Here is a 17843-nt window from a genome sequence, read left to right on the forward strand (position 1 = left end):
AGCAATAAATAGTTTCCTGGAATTATTTTCCCATAAAATAGCAGGAATACCATGTATTTTTAATTTTTTTATCATTTTATGCCCTGCTATGTCTGTTTTAAAATTGAATAAATCAGTAAAATTAATGCTTGACAATTAGTCAGTACTGAGTATAATTATAGTCAGTACTGACTAATTAGAAAGGAGTGATTACATGATTCCGTTATATATTCTTGGACTTCTCCTGCGCTTTGGCCCTCAGCACGGATACCAGATAAAAAAGCTGATTGAAGAACAGCTGGAGGATTTTACTCAAATTAAGCTGCCCACCGTGTATTATCATCTTGAAAAAATGGAAGCTGCGGGGCTGATTCTTGCTAACCGCGACAAACAGGGCGCGCGTCCGGAAAAAACCGTATATCAAGTAAGTAATACTGGCGAAGACAAATTTAAGGAACTGCTTCACCAAAGTTTGCAGATAAATTATCGCCCGATCTTTGACATTGATGGCACCTTTTATTTTTCTGATTCACTTGACCACAGTGACTTGCTGGACAGTCTTAATCAGCATATTGTCAACCTTGAGAAAACCCTTGATGTGCTTATCATTCACTGTAACGAAACTTTAGCACACATCCCTGAAGACTATAAAACCACTGCTAACATCATTTTCAAACATCACATTCTCCACTATCAGGCCGAGCTTAGCTGGGCAGAAGAATCATTAAACACCTTAAAGGAGGTTAACACACATGATAAAAACGAGAGTAATTGAAACCAACGAAGGCATTCAAAATGAAATTACGGTCGAAACCTTTGATGTATTTGCCCGCCGTATGCGGGATAAAGGCTTAAACGGTGTGGACAATATGATTGCTTCCGGCATCCGGGGTGGTGATGTTCTGGAGGTCGGCCCCGGGCCCGGCTATGTGGGTCTGGAATTAGCCAAGAAGATTCATCCGACATCTCTTACTGGCTGCGAAATCAGTCCTGCGATGATTCATTTCGCCGAAAAAAATGCCGCCCAATATAGTATTCCTGCCCGCTATGTGTTGGGGAACTGTATTGCGATGCCCTTTGAGGATGAAAGCTTTGACGCAGTCATTTCCAACGGCTCCCTCCATGAATGGGAGAACCCCATTCGCGCCTTTGATGAAATTTATCGCGTCCTTCGACCCGGTGGGCGTTATTGCATCACCGATTTACGTCGTGATGTACATCCTCTGATCAGGACAATGGTCTATCTCTCCACACAGCCCAAAGAAATGCGGCCCGGACTGATTACATCATTAAATGCCGCCTATACCATTTCGGAAATTACCGAGCTTTTGCGTCATTCCGGTCTCCACAAGGCTACGGCAACCAGTGATTTCTTTGGTCTTTGTATCATCGGTCAAAAGTGAGATTATAAACGAATCGCTCATAATTACCCAATATAGGCATTGCCCTTGTTATTCGTTTTCTAAGCTTATACAAAGCTGTTTACAATTCCAACTTGGTTGAGTTTGATTTAAACACTGATATGGGTTTCCATCCAGCGCCTAAAAAATTCCAATTGCTCTTTTGTATGGAAGTAATGTTCTCCATGTTCCATTACGGTTAGATCGCAATTAAATTGATGTACGAAGTTTGAAACCGTATCAAATTCGCACAAATCATCATCTGAGCCATAGAGAATTGCAGTTGGATTATTCCATGAATTTACAGGATGTTCCTTAACATAACAATAATAATCCCAATATAAATCCTGTCCGATCGGCGTTGCAACTTTTTTTTCAGTGCGCAACTGCTCCTCGCTGATGCTAAACCACGTCATCATATTATTGATAATTCTTTCCATATCGACAACAGGTGATAAAAATATGCTCTGCTTCAAAAGATCATCTTTGTAGGCAAGTAAACTAAAATATGCTCCCATGCTACACGCAAATAAACTGAGATCATCCCATTTTATTTTTGCATATTCCATAATGGCAGAAAGATCATTGACACAATATTGTACCTTGCATGGGGTTGGATCATCTTTGCGCTCTCCATGCTCAGGCAGATCAAAACTAAGCACCTGATATCCTAATTGTGTTAGTTTTTCTGCAAACACCACGATGACATCATCGGATTTGTTTGATATATTTCCATGTACTGCTATAAATGCTTTAGCAGAATTCTCTCCCCAAATAATCGCTGGAATCCCATGTATTGTTAATTTTTGTTTTATCATTTTGCCCCCTAGTCATGACTTGTAATTAAATCTGTGACGTTATCCCATGTGCAAACCTTAATTCAAATTCTGCGCGCCAATCCGATATTTTTATTATACATCTTTGTTTCGCTCATTTCTACAAAGCATTCTATCAAACAATAAAAAACGAGGCATCAAGATTTTCTATCTCAATGCCTCGCTTTTTATTGTTTTCGCAACAACACCTATTTTTATAATTGACCGATATTCCCACACATTATATCATTTAATTTTTCACGCAATTGTTCCTTATTCCAGTCCCACCAACAAAGCGACTGTAATTTTTCAATTGTTTCATCATCAAATCGCTTTTTGATCGGCTTTGCAGGCACACCGCCAACGATTGTGTAGGGCTCAACATCTTTTGTGACAACGGCTCTGGTTCCGATGATTGCCCCATTTCCAATCTGGACGCCCGACATAATAACGGCTTCATAGCCAATCCAGACATCATTTCCAATCACAATATCACCCTTTTTATCCCAGGCCTGGGTAACATCTTTCTGTTCAAGGCCATATTCTTCCCAAAATAAAGGAAATGGATAAGTCGACAAAGACTTCAATGCATGATTGGCACTGGTAAAAATGAACTTTGCACCGCAGGCAATGGAACAGAATTTACCAATAATTAATTGGTCATGATTGATGGGATAATGATATAACACATTATTTTTTTCAAAATCAATGGGATTATTTACAAAATCGTTGTACATGGTATAATTGCCAATCTTAATATTGGGATTGGTAATAACAGCATTCAGATAAATGGTCTGCTTATCACCAGTCCGCGGATAGTTTAGTTCCGGAATAGACATTTCAAATCCTCCTAAATATTTTAATTATTTTTTAGATCTATTCCGGTATTACAATGCAGCATTTCATTGCTTCACCACCTTATTTTTTTCTTGTTTACGTTAACTGAACGTTGCTTGAAATTTGTTACTTCAAGACAACCTTCGCTACTCTGTCGAACGCATTAGCGCATAAAAATACTCTAATTTGTGGGTTTTATAAAGCTGATACCATGCCTCCAATATTTCTGGCGAAAAAACTCCCAAAGCTTTAAGGACTTCCACCGTGAATTCCAGTGGTGCGATCCCGGTAGCTGTGATTAAGTTTCCATCCGTAACCGCTGGGTCATTTTTTATTTCGAGCAATCGGGGTTAGACCCATTGGCATTCATGTCCGAACAAAGAAGTGAGTAAACTGCCACATCAACCACCCCCGGGCCTTTCCAGTACTGCGCTTGTCTCATTATGTGTGGAAACTGTTCATCACTATTAACCATCATAAATCCCTAATCCCTCCAATAAAAATATAATATTAAACTTGCAAAATTCTATAACCGTTTTTTAATGGATTCTATTTTAATCCATTTGCTTTTGTGATTGGTGGTTGAGATTAGAATTCCCATAACAATCAGAATCATCCCGATCACGTGGATCAACAGTATTTTTTCGTTTAGAAGTATGGCTGACAGTAAAATGCTGCTAACCGGGACCACACTGGTAAAGATGGCGGCATCACTGGCTTTAACCTTTTCAATCCCTCTAAACCATAGCACATAAGATAAAAATGATACAAAACTCCCGTAATAGATGATACAGATCACTGTTTTCAGAGGGATCGCTTTAAAATTATATTGTAAGGCCTCATTAAACGCAAAGGGCACAAGACAGATACCGGCAAAGGTCACCTGACAGCCGGTGAAAAGTTGCCGTCCACTCGGTATTTGGCTAATGATCTGGACGTCTCGCGAAGTACCGTTTTAGAAGCTTATAGCCAGCTCATGGCGGAAGGTTATTTGCAAGGTAATCATGGTTCAGGAACCGTCGTAGCAAGTGGCATTTCGAAATATACAATTCCTGGTTTAACCCCTGCTTCCCAAAAATCCCAAACGCATGCTTCCGCTGGCATGAAAGAAGACGTTAAATTAATTGACTTTCAATGATGAAAGGTAGTTTAGAATTGGATTTCTGGTTATGGAAGAAGTGCGTCATTTTAATATCAGTGTTTAATAGAAATGAAGCGTTCTTACTGGCAAGGAAGCAGCACAAACAGCATAAATAATTACAAGGAGTAATATATTCATGCTGTTTGTATAAAAGACTTCCTGATGAATGATAGATTCTAAAAAATGAGCATATTCTGTTCATCATATTGAAAATCAGGACCCCAGGCAACTTCCCAATAATAACCATCCGGATCAGCAAAATAGGCATGATATCCGCCCCAAAACACATCGGTTGGTTCTTTTACAATCGTTCCCCCTGCTGCTTTGGCCATTTTTATTAGCTCATCAACTTCTACTTTTTCTTTCACATTAATGGCCAGGGTGATTCCGGCAAAACCATTACTCAATTGCGGCGGACTGTCGGGATTGATATCTTCGGCCAACAGCATCAGCGGATACAGTTCAAATTTAGTCCCGGTGGTATTAAAAAATATAACTGCCGGATTATCGGCCGTTTCATCGGTTTTAAAACCAAGACCATCGCGATAAAAATAAATGGATTTAGTCATATCCCTAACGCCCAAACAAATAACATTAATTCTATTCATCATTTCTCTCCTCGTATAATATTTTTAGAGCCATTATTTTATGGGTCTAAAAATTTTTGTTTTTTTATTGTTAATTGAGATATCCCTTCGCTAAATATCATTGTAGAATAATTAGCGAAGGGGTAACCTCATTCCCTATGCTTTATTCTTATAAAATTCTATTTTTTTATTCAAGTTATCAAGATTTCTCTCCCATTTATTCTGCTCATCAAGCACAAACAATCGATGCTCCTCCAGCAGTTCCAATCTTTCGAGGATGGTTTTATCCCCTGCTGCTCTCAGATCTGAATATTTTTTAATGTCCCTGAGCAGCATCCCGGTTTCTTTTAATCGCTGAATAAAACGAATCCATTCGACTTCATTTTCATCATAGCTGCGCCTTCCCCGCTCATCTCGAGAAACGGTTATCAATGCTTTTTTCTCATAATACCTAAGGGTATGCTCACTGATATTAGTCAGTGTGGACATTTCGCTAATAATCATTTTAAAGCCTTTCAAAATAATGATTGACTTAGACTATAGTCTAAGCTCTACACTAGTATTATAAAGAATTTTGGAGGTAATCACAAATGAATCAAACACGTTATGAAATTGGAACCGAACAGCTTAAGAAAATCGATGGTGTCGGCGGCGAAAAAGTTATTGAATCGCTAAAGGAAATCGCCCCTGATTTGGGGAAATATATTATTGAATTTGCCTTTGGTGATATCTATCCTCGAGAGGGACTATCCCTTCAGGAACGCGAACTTATCACCATCACCAGCCTATTGACCGCCGGCGGATGCGAGCCCCAATTGGACGTCCATATTAACGGGGCTTTAAACGTGGGAATAACACCGGAGAAGATTATCGAAGCATTTATTCAATGTATACCCTACACCGGTTTTCCAAAGGTTTTAAATGCCGTCAATGTTGCCAAACATGTTTTTGCAGCGTATGAAAAAACAGTTGGATGAGAATGAACCTATTACGTTTATTATAATGATTATAAAGCCTGAGTCGGAATCGATGGTGAATTATTAGCCGGCACTCCTCCTGAAAAACCATTAAACCTGTTCATGCTAGGGCTGCCATCCATCATAATAAGTTGAATAAAAATATACTAAAATTAAAACTGGCTCGACTAACCTTCAAAGATTTGGCTTTATTTAATAAATTTGAATCGGATATGAGTTCTTCCCGCCGGTAATTCAATTACTTTAATTCGTTCTACTTGGACTGATAAATTAACGGTATCGAATGGCCGAAATCCGGAATGCAAGAAGATTGGAATAATATCAACCTGTAATTCATCTGCTAAATTAGCGTTTAAACAAAGCTGTGTTGTTGCTGCACTGCCGATAATGTTAACATCTTTATCGCCCGCCGCAGCTTTTGCCTGGATGACCGCATTCTTAACGCCATCGGTGATAAAAGTAAAGGTCAGCTTATCCGTTTCCTTTGGATGTTTTTCAGGTTTTTTATCGGTGAATACAAATATCGGGACCTGATATTCGTAATTATAGGCATACAAATCTGGATTATCCGCCATTTCATATTCTTTTTTTGACATCACAACCGAACCAGTTGTTAAAATCGATTCTTTCATTACTTCCGTTTCCCTAAGTGTATCCAGATCCGGATACAGGGTGTTGACGCTGCCATTACTATCTTCGGCAAATCCATCTAAAGATATGGTTACACCTAAAATAACTTTTCCCATAACAGTTCTCCCATCTGAAATAATTGTAAACCTAAGTCACGTTAAATTTGAATTACTTTGCTGATATCAGCGCTTCTTGGCAGTTTCTTTGATTCCTATTATAGGGGTATTTCTGTCCAGTTGCAACATATAAGGTTAATTCATTTTAATAGCAAAGTGATCGGATCGCAAAACTTCCTAAAAAGCTTTTCAAATCAATAAATTCGGGTAACATAATAAAAAAAAAAACAATTACTAAATTTAAAAATTTTTGTTGGTGATATAGTTAGATTTTAAAAATCAATATAAGAAAACAACTATTGACAAATTAGCTACCATGTAATACTATATAGATGTAGTAAGTAATACAGAATAGCTTGGAGGTGATTGTGCTGGAAAACTTAACAGAAATGTTCAAAGGCCTGCTTGAGGGCTGTGTACTAGAAATTATTAGCGGCGGAGAAACCTATGGCTATAAAATCACGCGACGATTGAATGCTCTCGGTTTCACAGATATTGTGGATGGAACTGTCTATACCATTTTGGTACGGCTTGAGAAGAAAAAATTAGTAAACATAGAAAAAAAACCGTCCGATATCGGGCCGCCGCGTAAATTTTATGTGCTTAACGGTGCAGGGCTCAAGGAACTTGAGAAGTTCTGGGAAAAATGGGCGTTCGTATCATCAAAAATTAATGAGTTAAAGGAGAATAAACAATGAATTTTTGGGAAACAATTACTGGCAGCGACATGACTAAAGAATTGAAAACTTTTGAATCTCGAGCCCAAAAGCTGCCGCCTGATTATCAAGCGGCATGGGAAAAAATTAAAACCAATCTTTGGCCACACTCGGATTTCACTGGTCGTAACCTCATGCCAATTCTTGATGGTGTACTGGGTCTGCTCGAAGAAACAGCGGCCGACGGTCAGAGTGTCCAAGAGGTTTTGGGTGACGATATCAAAGGCTTCTGTTCAGCGCTGGTTGGCGAAGAAGGGGCAAAGTCTTATCGCGACAAATGGCGCGAACAACTCAACAATAATATCGCTAAAAAATTAGGTAAATAGGAGGATAAAATGAGAATTCAAGATATCATCGAAGGTAAAAAAGAATGGCGGGCGCACATGGCCCGTGTCAAATCGCTCCCCCAAGATTATCAGATTGTTTATAGAGAGATGCAAAAATATCTCTTTAAGGTTGGCCCTGTTGAGCTAACCGACGAGAAGGGTTTGCTCTCGGGAATTGTCGATCTTTTTGAAGAGGGTGCGGCCCTAGGGAAAGGCGTGCTTGAAGTGACGGGCAGTGACGTGGCGGCTTTCTGCGACGATCTAATCAAAGATTCAAAAACTTACGCTGACATCTATCAAGAATCTGTTGACCAAAAAGTTAGCAAGGCCATGAAAAAGGTTACCGACAAAACAAAGTAAAAGGAGGATATCGAGATTGGAAAAAGCAATTCAAGTGAAAGGACTGCAAAAGTCCTTCAAGCAGCTTCATGTTCTGAATGGCGTCGATTTTGAGGTGGAGCAAGGCAGTGTTTTTGCCCTGCTCGGTTCCAACGGCGCCGGCAAAACGACGATTGTCAAAATCCTTACCACACTGCTTAAACAAGACGGCGGAACCGCCGTCGTCAACGGCTTCGATGTTGCATTAAAGCCCGACAATGTGCGGCAGTCGATCAGTCTGACCGGGCAATTTGCGGCCGTGGATGAGATTTTGACCGGGCTGGAAAATCTGATTATGATTGCTAAGCTACGCCACCTCAAAAATCCGGGTGTGGTTACCGACAATTTGCTTAAACGCTTCGGCTTAACCGATGCCGCCGACCGCAGAGTGTCCACTTATTCTGGGGGCATGCATCGCCGGCTCGACATCGCCATGAGCCTGGTGGGAACTCCGGAGCTAATTTTCCTCGACGAGCCGACCAACGGTCTCGACCCCGAGGCCCGCATTGAGGTTTGGAAGATCGTCAAAGAGCTTGCCGACAGCGGCACGACGGTATTCCTGACCACCCAGTATCTGGAGGAAGCCGAGCAGCTTGCCGATCAAATCGCCATTTTGCATAAGGGCCGGATTATTGCCAATGGCACCCTGGCAGAACTCAAAAAGCTGATCCCGCCAGCGAAGGTGGAGTATGTCGAAAAACAGCCGACTTTAGAGGAGATATTCCTCGCCGTCATCGGCAAAAAGGAGGAAAAGTAAATGGAAACTGTAAAGAAACATTTTTTCAGCGATATGAGCGTTATGCTGGGACGTTCTATGCGCCATATTTTCCGCAGTGTGGACACCATCATCACGGTTACCATCATGCCGATTGGGTTTATGTTGTTGTTCGTTTATGTGTTTGGTGGGGCTATTCAATCCGGTACTGATAACTATGTGAATTACCTGTTGCCCGGCATCCTGCTGATTGCTATTGCCAGCGGCATATCCTATACGGCTTACCGCCTATTTATGGATATGCAAGGAGGTATTTTCGAGCGTTTCCACTCGATGCCGATTACCCGTTCAACCATACTATGGGGACATGTGCTGACCTCGCTGATATCCAACGGCATATCGGTTGCCGTCATCATCCTGGTAGCGTTGATTATGGGCTTTCGGTCGCCGGCGGGGTTACTTGCATGGTTTGCCGTAGCTGGTATACTCGCACTGTTTACCCTGGCCTTGACATGGATAGCGGCGATTGCCGGATTGTCGGCTAAAACCGTGGACGGCGTAAGCGCCTTTTCCTATCCGATTATCTTCCTGGCGTTTATCAGCTCGGCATTTGTGCCGACTGAGTCGATGCCGCCGGCTGTTCGCGCCTTTGCCGAAAACCAGCCGGTAACCGCCATCGTCGATGCCATCCGGGCACTGTTGTCAGATCAGCCAGTGGGTAATGATATCTGGATCGCGCTCGCCTGGTGCATCGGGATTACGATCGTGGCCTATATCTTTGCAATGAGGGCGTACAAAAAACGAGTGTGAAAAAACAGTGAATCCAAGTGTCATCGCAAAAACCTTCATAAAAGCAGTCTGGAAAATACCTTTCAGCCTGCTTTTATTTCATGCCAAGGGGATGTTTCGTTTGTCATGTTCATTCATTCTCTTCTTCCCCATTTAATTGATCAATGGTGAAGACATCAAGCTCACCACTGAAGAACTTATCCAGCACCTGCTTGAATAAAGAAGTGCCGCTCACCATGTAAAACAATGTCATTGATGATTTCATCTTCACATCATCGGGCTGGCCAAACACCTTATTGGCATCGCTGGTTTCTAGCTTTAGCAGTTCCCCAGACATTTCCAATAAACGAGAACCAAGCACCGGATGGGCCATATACGCCAAAGCTTCCGCACGGTTTTGGATAGCATAATACTTTGCTGTAGAGCTGTATCCCAAACCTTTAATCTGCGGAAAGATATACCACATCCAATGACTGCGTTTGCGGCCATTTTTTATTTCCTGTAATGCTTTTTGATAGCTATGTTCCTGTGCTTTTATAAAGCGTTCTATTCCTTCCATAATCTTACTCCTCTTCGTATAATATTATACTATTGGTACATTTTTTTCTGATAATAATGGCCGAATAGATGATTGATTCTGTGCATGATATTTTTTATTGGGACTTCATTTCTTCTGATGACCATATGATACTATAAAAGAGTACAAAGACTCTTGAAGCAATTTAAAACAGTGCACAATATATTTCTATTGCACACTGTTTACTATTCAACATAAAATCCAATTATACTACTGGAATTCTCAATAAGTTATTGCGACAGGCACCATCAAGTGTTAAGATAGCCTGCGCAGTGCACTCATGCAGTAGGGTAAATCAGATGCTATTTATATGGGTGATGCGATGCAGAGCCGCTCCATCTGGCTGACCAACGTTTGGGGCTTAGTTGCATTTTTCAACTTTAATTTCTAAAGCTTCCAATCTTAGACCCATTCCCGTGGTTCCTGCCATTTCTCCATCAGAAACCCACTCTTGCCATCCAAGATTTTCCACATGGACTCGGTACATAACGGTATAGCCAGGCAGGTTTTCAAGTTTAATGCTTATGGCTTCTAATCGCAGCCCCTCGCCTACAGTGCCGGCAAGTTCACCATTTATACGATCGGGTTTCTGGTCGCCGATATCTTGCACATGTACAAAATATTTGATATTTGCATCTTCCGGCGCATCGACAAGCATAATTTCCGCTGCCTCCAGGCGCAGTGCTTGTCCTTCAGATCCAGACATTGCTCCGTCAGATACCCAACCCTGGTCCCAACCTTGATTTTGGATATGGGTTCGATACGTAACCCCGACTTCATTTTTTACAACTTTAATTTCTAAAGCTTCCAATCTTAAACCCATTCCCGTGGTTCCAGCCATTTCTCCATTAGAAACCCATTCCTGCCATCCAAGATTTTCCACATGGACTCGGTACATAACGGTATAGCCAGGCAAGTTTTCAAGATTAATGGATATGGCTTCTAAACGCAGCCCTGCGCCTACAGTGCCGGCAAGTTCGCCATTTACACGATCGGGTTTCTGGTCGCCGATATCTTGTACATGTACAAAATATTTGATATTTGCATCTTCCGGCGCACCGACAAGCTTAATTTCCGCAGCCTCCAGTTGCAGTGATTGGCCTTCAGACCCAGACATTGCTCCGTCAAATACCCAACCCTGGTCCCAACCTTGATTTTGGATATGGGTTCGATACGTAACCCCGATTTCATCGACTTCATCATGATTAGTTGTAGATGCAAAAGCACTTGATGAAAAAAGCAAACTAACCATCATAATCACTGCAAATAAACTAATTGTCAATTTTTTCATTTCAAAATCTCCTTTTGTTTTTTTACTGAATGATTTAATTCCGAAACTAAGCAAAAAAGCCTAATTTCAGCCGCTTTTTTCTCAATGTTACTAATTTTTACTATCACCTCCTTTTATTGTTGGTGAGTCGCATTAAATAACTATTGCACAATAACAGCATATCATTGCTCAATAGCATAGCATTAGCTTACCCGAGATAAATCCAAAATAACAAAACATCTTAAAAAGGCTGCTAATTTATGAATAAATTAAGGACACTAAAAAGCCAGCGACAACTTTTAGTGTCGCTGGCTTTTTAGTCACTCATGACGCGGGGACGTTTCGTTTGTCCTGTTTATTCTTTTAATGCCTACTCTACCATCATCTTGCCCAGCCCCAGGACCCGGCTCAATTGGCGGATACTTCCACCGGTTTCACTGTGAATTTGTCGGATCAGATGATTTCGCTTTTTAATAGACAATTCTCCCAGATTATGGTATTCGCTGTTTTGTCTCAGCATTTCAGTAAGACGTTCATCGCTCCATCGCCAACTCATTGGATTAAGATATTTCCCCTATTTCCAGTAGCGGATCGAATTAAATTAGTTTCTTTCACACAGGTTCAGCATTGATTATTTGATCACACTAACTGTCAACTGCTGAAACCGTTCAACGGTCAATTCAATGAGGATGAAGCACATAACCGCCGCTACCAGCCACGTCTTCAGCCAATGAACCAAAAATCCTGGAAACAGTCCGCTTGATAGTAGAAGAATACAAAATGTCACCCCGGCTGTGAGAGCAATGGCCAGCAGGAAATTAAAAACCATCATTCGGATTTTTGTAATATCCTGATCTTTTAGAATGGTCCTTTCCAAAATAGGTGAAACCAAAAATGAAAGAACTGTTGAGACCACAATGGATATTACTACTCCCGATAAATAGGCTTCTGAGAAACCATCGGTGAATCCTACAAAAACCGCTGTCATGAAAAAGGTGAGTACGATACTGATAAAAATTGAATACGTCAAAGTGAAAAAAAAGTTCTGTTTGCTGTTCATAAAAAATTACCTCAAATACATTCATTCAAAAAATTTCATAGCTATGATACTTCTATGATATCTTTTATCCACTCTTCATACAACATGGCAATTCCTCTATACGCAACAGTTTCGGTTATTAGATAAAATATTCACTGATACAACCCATTTTTTTCGAAATTTCTCGGCCTGCCTTCTGGACACGGTTTCTGCAAAAGATAATTTTTTCCTCGGTTAATCTGTTGAGGGGTCCAACGACAGAAATTGCTGAAATCACTCTTTCACGGTAATCCCTTATAGGTGCAGAAATGGAGACAACCCCTTCAATTAACTCATTGGTGATGATACAATAACCCTGATTTTTGATTGTTTCCAGATCCTTTTGTATTTTAACGGGATCCGTCTCTGTGTTGGGTGTATACTTCATCAATTCTCCATGCAACAGCTCCTGCTGCCGCTTCTCACTTTGATAAGCCAGGAGCAAACGGCCTGAACCCGTACAATGAATGGGATTGATCCGGCCGATGTGTGCCAGGATACGAATGGGTTGCTTACACTTTACCTGATCCACATAAATCATCCGATTGCCTTCGATTTCAGCAATTTGTGCGGATTCGGATGTTTCCTGCACCAGTTGCTGTAAAACCGGTCTTGCCTCCCTGACGATTTCTAAATTGGATGTCAGCGTGCTTGCCAGCGATAGGAGCCGCAGTCCCAAACTGAATTTTTGAGTTTCAGGATTTTTTTTTACATAGCCTTCACTTGCCAGGGTAGCAAGCAACCGACTCACCGTACTTTTTCCTAAATCCAGTTCCCTGGCGATATCGGTCACTCGTTTTTCGGGTTGTTCAACAGTAAAGCAGTTTAAAATACACAGAGTATTTCCAACGGATGACAGATTCGTTTTCTTTTTTTTAGCGTCCAAATGGGAGTCTCCTATTTCAATTTCCAATTATAATTATCCACCCATCGGTAAATAGCGAGTTTTGATAATATCGCCATCATAAATTATTTTTGTATATATTGCCGAAGGCGATATCAACTGATTATTTACTGTGATGAGTAATGCTGTATTTTCTATTATCAGTTGATCTTTCATTAATTCAATGAATTGGGCAATTGTTGTATTTTCAACAAAGTCAAACGCCTTATTATTAAAAACGATCATTGCTTAACTTTCATTGATAGTAATTTGACTGGAATATCAAATCTTTTACCTGTTGAAGGTAATGCCTCATTTCTGAAAAATTCAGGAATCACGTTATCTTCTGGTTTCCAACCTGCTTTTTCATTAAATTCCCTTTCTAAAAGCAATGTCTTATCGGCAGCTGCAAATAGGTCGTCGGGATTTAAATTCCCATCATACATGGCATTATATAACTCAGCCACCTTATCGAGTTGGCCGCCTAGGGTTGCCATAGCCATCATACATGTCATACTGTCAGCCATGGCAAAAATATGCTGCATTAGATTGGACGTTGCAACAGCCCCTTCAATATCGGTTGGATCGTCTGGTCCTAAGGTTATTCCTGCTGTATGATCAGCACCCATGGACGTTGTTGCATAGGTATAACCTGTACCCAGTGAACCTCTCGGATCGTAACCAGGCATTGCCTGGTTTTTGCAGGTTGGTATTCGCTTGCTATTAAAATGTCTGCCCACTTCCCCAGTACCTTGGCCAAGCAGATTTCCCAGATCCGTCCCATCAGATATTTGTTGGTATAATGCCAAAGCTGCTTGTGCATCACCCCATGGGATCAGTCCTGCTTCCATACACAAGGCCACGGATGCTCCTGTTTCAATGGTATCAAGGCCAATATCATCACATATCCGATCCATTTTTGCGATGGCTTCATAATCATAGATATCACAATTTGGACCACAGAGCGCAATGGTTTCATATTCAAATCCACCGGTTAAAAAGTTTCCGTCAGCATCATTGATAATGTTTGAACATTTAACCAAACAGCCGGCTTGACAAGGATGTTGGTTTTTACCATTTTTATTGACAAATTCCAAGAACTTATCCGATTTCAAATTTTCTATATTTTCAGAGATATCGCCAGTGAAATTATGTGTCGGGATGATTCCTGCGGGTCCCACTAAATCGATAGTAGAAGCAGTTCCTACTAAAGAAAAAGGGCTTGTCTTTGACGATTCAATTACTGATTGATTGAGTTCTTTTTTAATTTTTTTAAATTGTTCTTGATTCGCAAATTCGAGCGTATTTTTTTTATTAGATTTTTGGATGACAATTCCTTTAATGCGTTTGGAGCCTAAAACAGATCCCAATCCACCCCGTCCGGCAGCGCGGCATGGATAATTGGTGCCAAATTCAGTTACCTGCAAAGAAGAATTCTTGTACAGCCTTTCTCCAGCCCGACCAATGGAAATCACTGAGACCTTTTCTCCATAATTATTTTGCATATTCTCAACAAATTCATAATTATTCATCCCTTGATACGGTGACGCATCTTCCAGACTGATTGTTCCATTGGATTGAATTAGAACTATCTTCATTGCAGCATCCCCCTCGGGTATATCTTCAATAACGATAGCGCGTATATTGTGTCCAGCCAAAGCGCCGGCTGCACTTCCACCAACATTTGATTCTTTTATTCCATTGGTCAACGGACTCTTAGCACCAACAGATAGGCGATTTGCACAAACTAATCCACTGCCGGCAAACATACCTGTGCAAAATATGATTTTAGCATCTTCACCCAGAGGATCACATGTTGGGTTAACCTCATCTATTAAAAATTGTGCGATTAAACTTCGACCGCCCAACCCTAAATATTCATCTTTGTAGTTTTCTGATTTAATTGTGTTATTATTTGAGTCAATTCGTATTGTTTTCCACATGATTATCTCCTGAATTATTATTAATGAACGGTTACATTTAATCCAAACCGCTTGACACCCTAACCAAAATTTGATTTACGCAAGTACTTGTTACGATATTCGTTCATACTCATGAATTCTTTTTCTTTAAATAGTTTATATAGTATCCTTACTGAATCAAATCCGATCAACTCTGAGATTTTCTCAATTGAGTAATCATACTCGACAAGATATCTTTTTGCGTAGCCCAATCTGATTTCAATCAAAGTCTTGTTGAAGGACGTATTGAAATACTTTTTAAATATTCGATTAACATGTCGGGGAGTTGTGTGAAAAATTATCGCCATTTTATCAAGCGTAATTTTTTCACTTATATTGTGATGAATAAATTTCGTCATCAGAAGTGCTCTGTTTTCATATTCTAAATAATCATTGAGCCTGACATCTTTTCCTACAGGTATAGTCTGTATCATACTGATTAATATCATTGATATTAATCCCTGAAGCTTCAAATAATAGAAATGCTGGCTATTGAGATACTCTCCACAAAGGTCATCTATCAATGCAAGCACATCATTTGTATCTTTTGATACAGAGTATTTGCTATTATTTTTCAAGACAGTAGTCAATGCTTCAATTTGATATTCCAAAGCCGTCACTTTACTGTCATCACATTTGTTATTTATTATTTCAAAGGTGATTAGAAATCTCTCATTTCCATAAAAGGTATCTGTTTTCATATTATGTTCAACATTGGGTGCCAAATAAAGTATGTCATTTTTCTCAAGTTCCAATTCTTTGCCATCGCAGATAATTACCATTCGGCCGTCCAACACATAATAAAGTTCATGGAAATCGTGACTGTGTGGGAATTCTATGTGGTCCTGATTCATAAACTGGTTATTATGGATTACGATACTGTAAGAGTCATAAGTTAACGTCATGTACGTTCCCATCAAATCATTATATCTATGGCGTTCATCAAATGAATAACTCATTTTATCTCTCCTTTTTTCTCAATAATTCCATATCCGAATTATCACTCATTGCTAATCAAAGCATTTCAGAAATCTCTAATTCTGGCTGTTAGTCGGCAATATATACGGAATTATAAAGCAGCTGAGCCATCCTTTATTCTTTGCGCATCAGCTGCAAAACAATGAACCAACCGAGAAACAACAGTAATAATAATTCGGCCAGACCGAATTCGTTTACATTAATTACTTATCACAATTATACCATGTATTGATTTTCTTATTTATTCATATTCTACTCCTTTTTCTCTTGAACTCTCAGTAAAAAAGAAGTTCTGTTATGTTTATCTCATCAGAAGAAATTATGCTTAAATATGGGCTCGAATTAATACATAAATTAAACCATCAAATATTTTTAAACTATGCAGAAGCCGACACCCGACCATTTCTCTTTGTGCGTTTCCCGACAATTTTTCGCCAGAGATTCTCAGCCACAGCCTATGGGAGACATTCCATCTTCAAGCAGTGATACCGGGATGCGCCCAGTATGAAATGCTTCAGGGCGCATCCTGGTGTGAAATAAAACTAGCTGACTTTTACAATGATGGCAGCAGCAGAATCACCGGCCGCACATCCGCAGGCTAACACATAACCGCCGCCTTTGATAACGGCTTCTTCGATGCCTTCCATCAGCAGTCGGGCAATTGTTGGGCCCTGAGGATGACCAAATACCAATGAGGACCCATAATTATTGATTCGCGCTTGTGCGATTCCCAATACTTTTCCCAAATGAAGGTCATTGGCGATAAACGGACTATGGTTTTTAATGGCCACCAAAGCCTCGATGCCAATGCCGGCATTGTCCAGTGCCATTTGTACGGCACCTGCCGGAGCCGCAGGCATGAAAGCTTTTTTGGTGCGATTATAACCGTAGGAAATGACTTGTACCGTTACTTTTTCGGTGCTTAATGCCGCGGCTTTTTGCTTGGTGGTAATGATCATCCCGGTATTCCCGTCAGCCGGATGCGTTTGCGAACCGAAGGTATGGATACCCCCTTCAGCAACCGTTCTAAGCTTTTGAAGACCTTCTTTTGAAGTCTTGGAGATGCCTTCATCTTCGCTGATAATGATGGTGCTTTTTCTTGATTTCAGTTCGATGGGGAACATGTATTTCTTTTGAAAGGCGCGATCATTTGCCAGGGCATCGGCATATTGTTCATATCGCATTAAGGTTACTTCATCGGCTTCTTCTCTCGTGAAGCCAAACTCTCTGGCAACATTTTCGGCGGTGTTGAGCATACCGCTACCGGTGGAAGGATCACGGTTGATGTTGTCCATGTTGACATTTTCCGACAACACTTCCCCACCCGGTCCCTGAGGGTTTGGCCAGACAATATGCGGGGCATTTGAAATTCTGTCCGTCATCATGCAATACGCTGTTGAAAGATTGCCGGTTTCAACAGCCAAAGCAGCTGAGTACATGGTGTTGGTGGAAGTCGCGCAGGCGTGACTGATGGCCATTCCAGGAATGTTTAATCCCATTTCGTTAGCCGCCCAGGATGCGCCGAAGAAAGATCCGGGTTGGATAATAGTATGACCGAGATAAAGAAATTCGATCATCTGCGGATCTAAACCCTTTGCTTCGAAAAACCGCTTGCTTGTATCCGCTGCCAGTTTAATCGAGTTTTCATTCTGAAGGCTTCCCTGCCATTTACAGAATGGTGTGCTGAAAT

25 protein-coding genes are annotated in these 17843 nt (G+C 40.6%); 9 read left to right on the forward strand and 16 right to left on the reverse strand.

All coding sequences use genetic code 11. The features are described from left to right. Positions 1-193 precede the first annotated feature (193 nt). Positions 194-754 carry a PadR family transcriptional regulator gene (locus tag AKG39_RS15050; RefSeq protein ID WP_050741234.1) on the forward strand — a complete coding sequence of 187 codons (561 nt, stop codon included), beginning with the start codon at positions 194-196 and terminating at the stop codon, positions 752-754. After that, positions 732-1382 (forward strand): class I SAM-dependent methyltransferase, encoded by a 651-nt coding sequence (locus AKG39_RS15055; RefSeq protein WP_242852629.1) that lies wholly within the window; start codon positions 732-734, stop codon positions 1380-1382. The genes AKG39_RS15050 and AKG39_RS15055 overlap by 23 nt, the downstream gene beginning before the upstream one ends. A 107-nt stretch (positions 1383-1489) precedes the next feature. On the opposite strand, the gene AKG39_RS15060 is transcribed toward AKG39_RS15055, so the two are convergent. The 4 genes from AKG39_RS15060 to AKG39_RS15075 all read right to left on the reverse strand — a co-directional run bounded on the left by AKG39_RS15060 (position 1490) and on the right by AKG39_RS15075 (position 3914). Continuing rightward, entirely contained in the window at positions 1490-2197 is a 708-nt protein-coding gene (locus AKG39_RS15060) for an alpha/beta hydrolase (protein ID WP_050741235.1), read from the reverse strand. A 212-nt stretch (positions 2198-2409) separates the two neighbouring features. After that, entirely contained in the window at positions 2410-3033 is a 624-nt protein-coding gene (locus AKG39_RS15065; protein ID WP_050741236.1) for a CatB-related O-acetyltransferase, read from the reverse strand. Positions 3034-3177: 144 nt separating this feature from the next. After that, positions 3178-3375 carry a hypothetical protein gene (locus tag AKG39_RS15070; protein WP_050741237.1) on the reverse strand — a complete coding sequence of 66 codons (198 nt, stop codon included), beginning with the start codon at positions 3373-3375 and terminating at the stop codon, positions 3178-3180. 182 nt (positions 3376-3557) lie between these two features. Then, positions 3558-3914, reverse strand: a complete 357-nt coding sequence (locus AKG39_RS15075; protein ID WP_050741238.1) for a DMT family transporter — start codon at positions 3912-3914, stop codon at positions 3558-3560. A gap of 36 nt (positions 3915-3950) precedes the next feature. Between AKG39_RS15075 and AKG39_RS20800 the strand changes: the two genes are divergently transcribed. Continuing rightward, positions 3951-4169: a GntR family transcriptional regulator gene (locus tag AKG39_RS20800; protein WP_341408274.1), complete on the forward strand. Its 219-nt coding sequence runs from the start codon at positions 3951-3953 to the stop codon at positions 4167-4169. A gap of 179 nt (positions 4170-4348) precedes the next feature. Here AKG39_RS20800 and AKG39_RS15085 read toward each other — a convergent pair whose 3' ends face one another. Together AKG39_RS15085 and AKG39_RS15090 are read right to left on the reverse strand one after the other, a co-directional pair. Beyond that, positions 4349-4780 carry a VOC family protein gene (locus AKG39_RS15085; protein ID WP_050741240.1) on the reverse strand — a complete coding sequence of 144 codons (432 nt, stop codon included), beginning with the start codon at positions 4778-4780 and terminating at the stop codon, positions 4349-4351. A gap of 135 nt (positions 4781-4915) precedes the next feature. Next, positions 4916-5263, reverse strand: a complete 348-nt coding sequence (locus tag AKG39_RS15090; protein WP_050741241.1) for a MerR family transcriptional regulator — start codon at positions 5261-5263, stop codon at positions 4916-4918. Positions 5264-5349: 86 nt separating this feature from the next. Here AKG39_RS15090 and AKG39_RS15095 point away from each other — a divergent pair, with 86 nt between their 5' ends. Continuing rightward, the gene (locus AKG39_RS15095) at positions 5350-5736 is read left to right on the forward strand and encodes a carboxymuconolactone decarboxylase family protein (protein WP_050741242.1); all 387 of its coding nucleotides are present in this window, start codon (positions 5350-5352) and stop codon (positions 5734-5736) included. Positions 5737-5924: 188 nt separating this feature from the next. Here AKG39_RS15095 and AKG39_RS15100 read toward each other — a convergent pair whose 3' ends face one another. Continuing rightward, a complete protein-coding gene (locus AKG39_RS15100) occupies positions 5925-6482 on the reverse strand; it encodes a dihydrofolate reductase family protein (RefSeq protein ID WP_050741243.1) in 558 nt (185 codons plus the stop codon). 368 nt (positions 6483-6850) lie between these two features. Here AKG39_RS15100 and AKG39_RS15105 point away from each other — a divergent pair, with 368 nt between their 5' ends. From AKG39_RS15105 to AKG39_RS15125, 5 genes are read left to right on the forward strand one after another with little or no spacing between them, the layout of a single operon-like run. Beyond that, complete coding sequence (locus AKG39_RS15105) at positions 6851-7180, forward strand: PadR family transcriptional regulator (protein WP_423230043.1); 330 nt, start codon at positions 6851-6853, stop codon at positions 7178-7180. Beyond that, positions 7177-7524 carry a DUF1048 domain-containing protein gene (locus tag AKG39_RS15110; protein WP_050741244.1) on the forward strand — a complete coding sequence of 116 codons (348 nt, stop codon included), beginning with the start codon at positions 7177-7179 and terminating at the stop codon, positions 7522-7524. Before AKG39_RS15105 ends, AKG39_RS15110 begins: the two co-directional genes overlap by 4 nt. 9 nt (positions 7525-7533) lie before the next feature. Further along, entirely contained in the window at positions 7534-7884 is a 351-nt protein-coding gene (locus AKG39_RS15115; RefSeq protein ID WP_050741245.1) for a DUF1048 domain-containing protein, read from the forward strand. Positions 7885-7900: 16 nt separating this feature from the next. Continuing rightward, a complete protein-coding gene (locus AKG39_RS15120; protein WP_050741246.1) occupies positions 7901-8659 on the forward strand; it encodes an ABC transporter ATP-binding protein in 759 nt (252 codons plus the stop codon). Beyond that, positions 8660-9427, forward strand: coding sequence for an ABC transporter permease (locus AKG39_RS15125; protein WP_050741247.1), 768 nt, complete (start codon positions 8660-8662; stop codon positions 9425-9427). It begins immediately after the preceding gene. Positions 9428-9536: 109 nt separating this feature from the next. On the opposite strand, the gene AKG39_RS15130 is transcribed toward AKG39_RS15125, so the two are convergent. The 9 genes from AKG39_RS15130 to AKG39_RS15170 all read right to left on the reverse strand — a co-directional run. Continuing rightward, the gene (locus AKG39_RS15130) at positions 9537-9965 is read right to left on the reverse strand and encodes a DUF1810 domain-containing protein (protein WP_050741248.1); all 429 of its coding nucleotides are present in this window, start codon (positions 9963-9965) and stop codon (positions 9537-9539) included. A gap of 379 nt (positions 9966-10344) precedes the next feature. Continuing rightward, positions 10345-11274 (reverse strand): Ig-like domain-containing protein, encoded by a 930-nt coding sequence (locus AKG39_RS15135; RefSeq protein ID WP_050741249.1) that lies wholly within the window; start codon positions 11272-11274, stop codon positions 10345-10347. Positions 11275-11623: 349 nt separating this feature from the next. Beyond that, positions 11624-11809, reverse strand: a complete 186-nt coding sequence (locus AKG39_RS15140; RefSeq protein WP_050741250.1) for a hypothetical protein — start codon at positions 11807-11809, stop codon at positions 11624-11626. Positions 11810-11884: 75 nt separating this feature from the next. Further along, a complete protein-coding gene (locus AKG39_RS15145; protein ID WP_050741251.1) occupies positions 11885-12313 on the reverse strand; it encodes a DUF2798 domain-containing protein in 429 nt (142 codons plus the stop codon). Between the two features lie 118 nt (positions 12314-12431). Beyond that, entirely contained in the window at positions 12432-13217 is a 786-nt protein-coding gene (locus AKG39_RS15150) for an IclR family transcriptional regulator (RefSeq protein ID WP_050741252.1), read from the reverse strand. 33 nt (positions 13218-13250) lie between these two features. After that, positions 13251-13460, reverse strand: coding sequence for a ubiquitin family protein (locus tag AKG39_RS20120; protein ID WP_050741253.1), 210 nt, complete (start codon positions 13458-13460; stop codon positions 13251-13253). After that, positions 13457-15157 carry an aldehyde ferredoxin oxidoreductase C-terminal domain-containing protein gene (locus AKG39_RS15160; RefSeq protein WP_050741254.1) on the reverse strand — a complete coding sequence of 567 codons (1701 nt, stop codon included), beginning with the start codon at positions 15155-15157 and terminating at the stop codon, positions 13457-13459. The genes AKG39_RS20120 and AKG39_RS15160 overlap by 4 nt, the downstream gene beginning before the upstream one ends. A gap of 59 nt (positions 15158-15216) precedes the next feature. Further along, the gene (locus AKG39_RS15165; protein WP_050741255.1) at positions 15217-16134 is read right to left on the reverse strand and encodes an AraC family transcriptional regulator; all 918 of its coding nucleotides are present in this window, start codon (positions 16132-16134) and stop codon (positions 15217-15219) included. A 561-nt stretch (positions 16135-16695) separates the two neighbouring features. Then, a partial coding sequence (locus tag AKG39_RS15170) for a thiolase family protein (RefSeq protein WP_050741256.1) occupies positions 16696-17843 on the reverse strand: 1148 nt, incomplete at its 5' end.

This window comes from Acetobacterium bakii, from assembly GCF_001263355.1.
GTDB classification, from domain to species: Bacteria; Bacillota; Clostridia; order Eubacteriales; family Eubacteriaceae; genus Acetobacterium; species Acetobacterium bakii.

Excerpts from the sequence above, each read along its gene's own strand:
- AKG39_RS15050 (WP_050741234.1), top strand. The coding sequence starts at position 194 with ATGATTCCGTTATATATTCTTGGACTTCTCCTGCGCTTTGGCCCTCAG.
- AKG39_RS15100 (WP_050741243.1), bottom strand. The coding sequence starts at position 6,482 with ATGGGAAAAGTTATTTTAGGTGTAACCATATCTTTAGATGGATTTGCC.
- AKG39_RS15055 (WP_242852629.1), top strand. The coding sequence starts at position 732 with ATGATAAAAACGAGAGTAATTGAAACCAACGAAGGCATTCAAAATGAA.
- AKG39_RS15095 (WP_050741242.1), top strand. The coding sequence starts at position 5,350 with ATGAATCAAACACGTTATGAAATTGGAACCGAACAGCTTAAGAAAATC.
- AKG39_RS15160 (WP_050741254.1), bottom strand. The coding sequence starts at position 15,157 with ATGTGGAAAACAATACGAATTGACTCAAATAATAACACAATTAAATCA.
- AKG39_RS15135 (WP_050741249.1), bottom strand. The coding sequence starts at position 11,274 with ATGAAAAAATTGACAATTAGTTTATTTGCAGTGATTATGATGGTTAGT.
- AKG39_RS20120 (WP_050741253.1), bottom strand. The coding sequence starts at position 13,460 with ATGATCGTTTTTAATAATAAGGCGTTTGACTTTGTTGAAAATACAACA.
- AKG39_RS15060 (WP_050741235.1), bottom strand. The coding sequence starts at position 2,197 with ATGATAAAACAAAAATTAACAATACATGGGATTCCAGCGATTATTTGG.
- AKG39_RS15140 (WP_050741250.1), bottom strand. The coding sequence starts at position 11,809 with ATGAGTTGGCGATGGAGCGATGAACGTCTTACTGAAATGCTGAGACAA.
- AKG39_RS15165 (WP_050741255.1), bottom strand. The coding sequence starts at position 16,134 with ATGAGTTATTCATTTGATGAACGCCATAGATATAATGATTTGATGGGA.
- AKG39_RS15130 (WP_050741248.1), bottom strand. The coding sequence starts at position 9,965 with ATGGAAGGAATAGAACGCTTTATAAAAGCACAGGAACATAGCTATCAA.
- AKG39_RS15145 (WP_050741251.1), bottom strand. The coding sequence starts at position 12,313 with ATGAACAGCAAACAGAACTTTTTTTTCACTTTGACGTATTCAATTTTT.
- AKG39_RS15090 (WP_050741241.1), bottom strand. The coding sequence starts at position 5,263 with ATGATTATTAGCGAAATGTCCACACTGACTAATATCAGTGAGCATACC.
- AKG39_RS15085 (WP_050741240.1), bottom strand. The coding sequence starts at position 4,780 with ATGAATAGAATTAATGTTATTTGTTTGGGCGTTAGGGATATGACTAAA.
- AKG39_RS15110 (WP_050741244.1), top strand. The coding sequence starts at position 7,177 with ATGAATTTTTGGGAAACAATTACTGGCAGCGACATGACTAAAGAATTG.
- AKG39_RS15065 (WP_050741236.1), bottom strand. The coding sequence starts at position 3,033 with ATGTCTATTCCGGAACTAAACTATCCGCGGACTGGTGATAAGCAGACC.
- AKG39_RS15125 (WP_050741247.1), top strand. The coding sequence starts at position 8,660 with ATGGAAACTGTAAAGAAACATTTTTTCAGCGATATGAGCGTTATGCTG.
- AKG39_RS15115 (WP_050741245.1), top strand. The coding sequence starts at position 7,534 with ATGAGAATTCAAGATATCATCGAAGGTAAAAAAGAATGGCGGGCGCAC.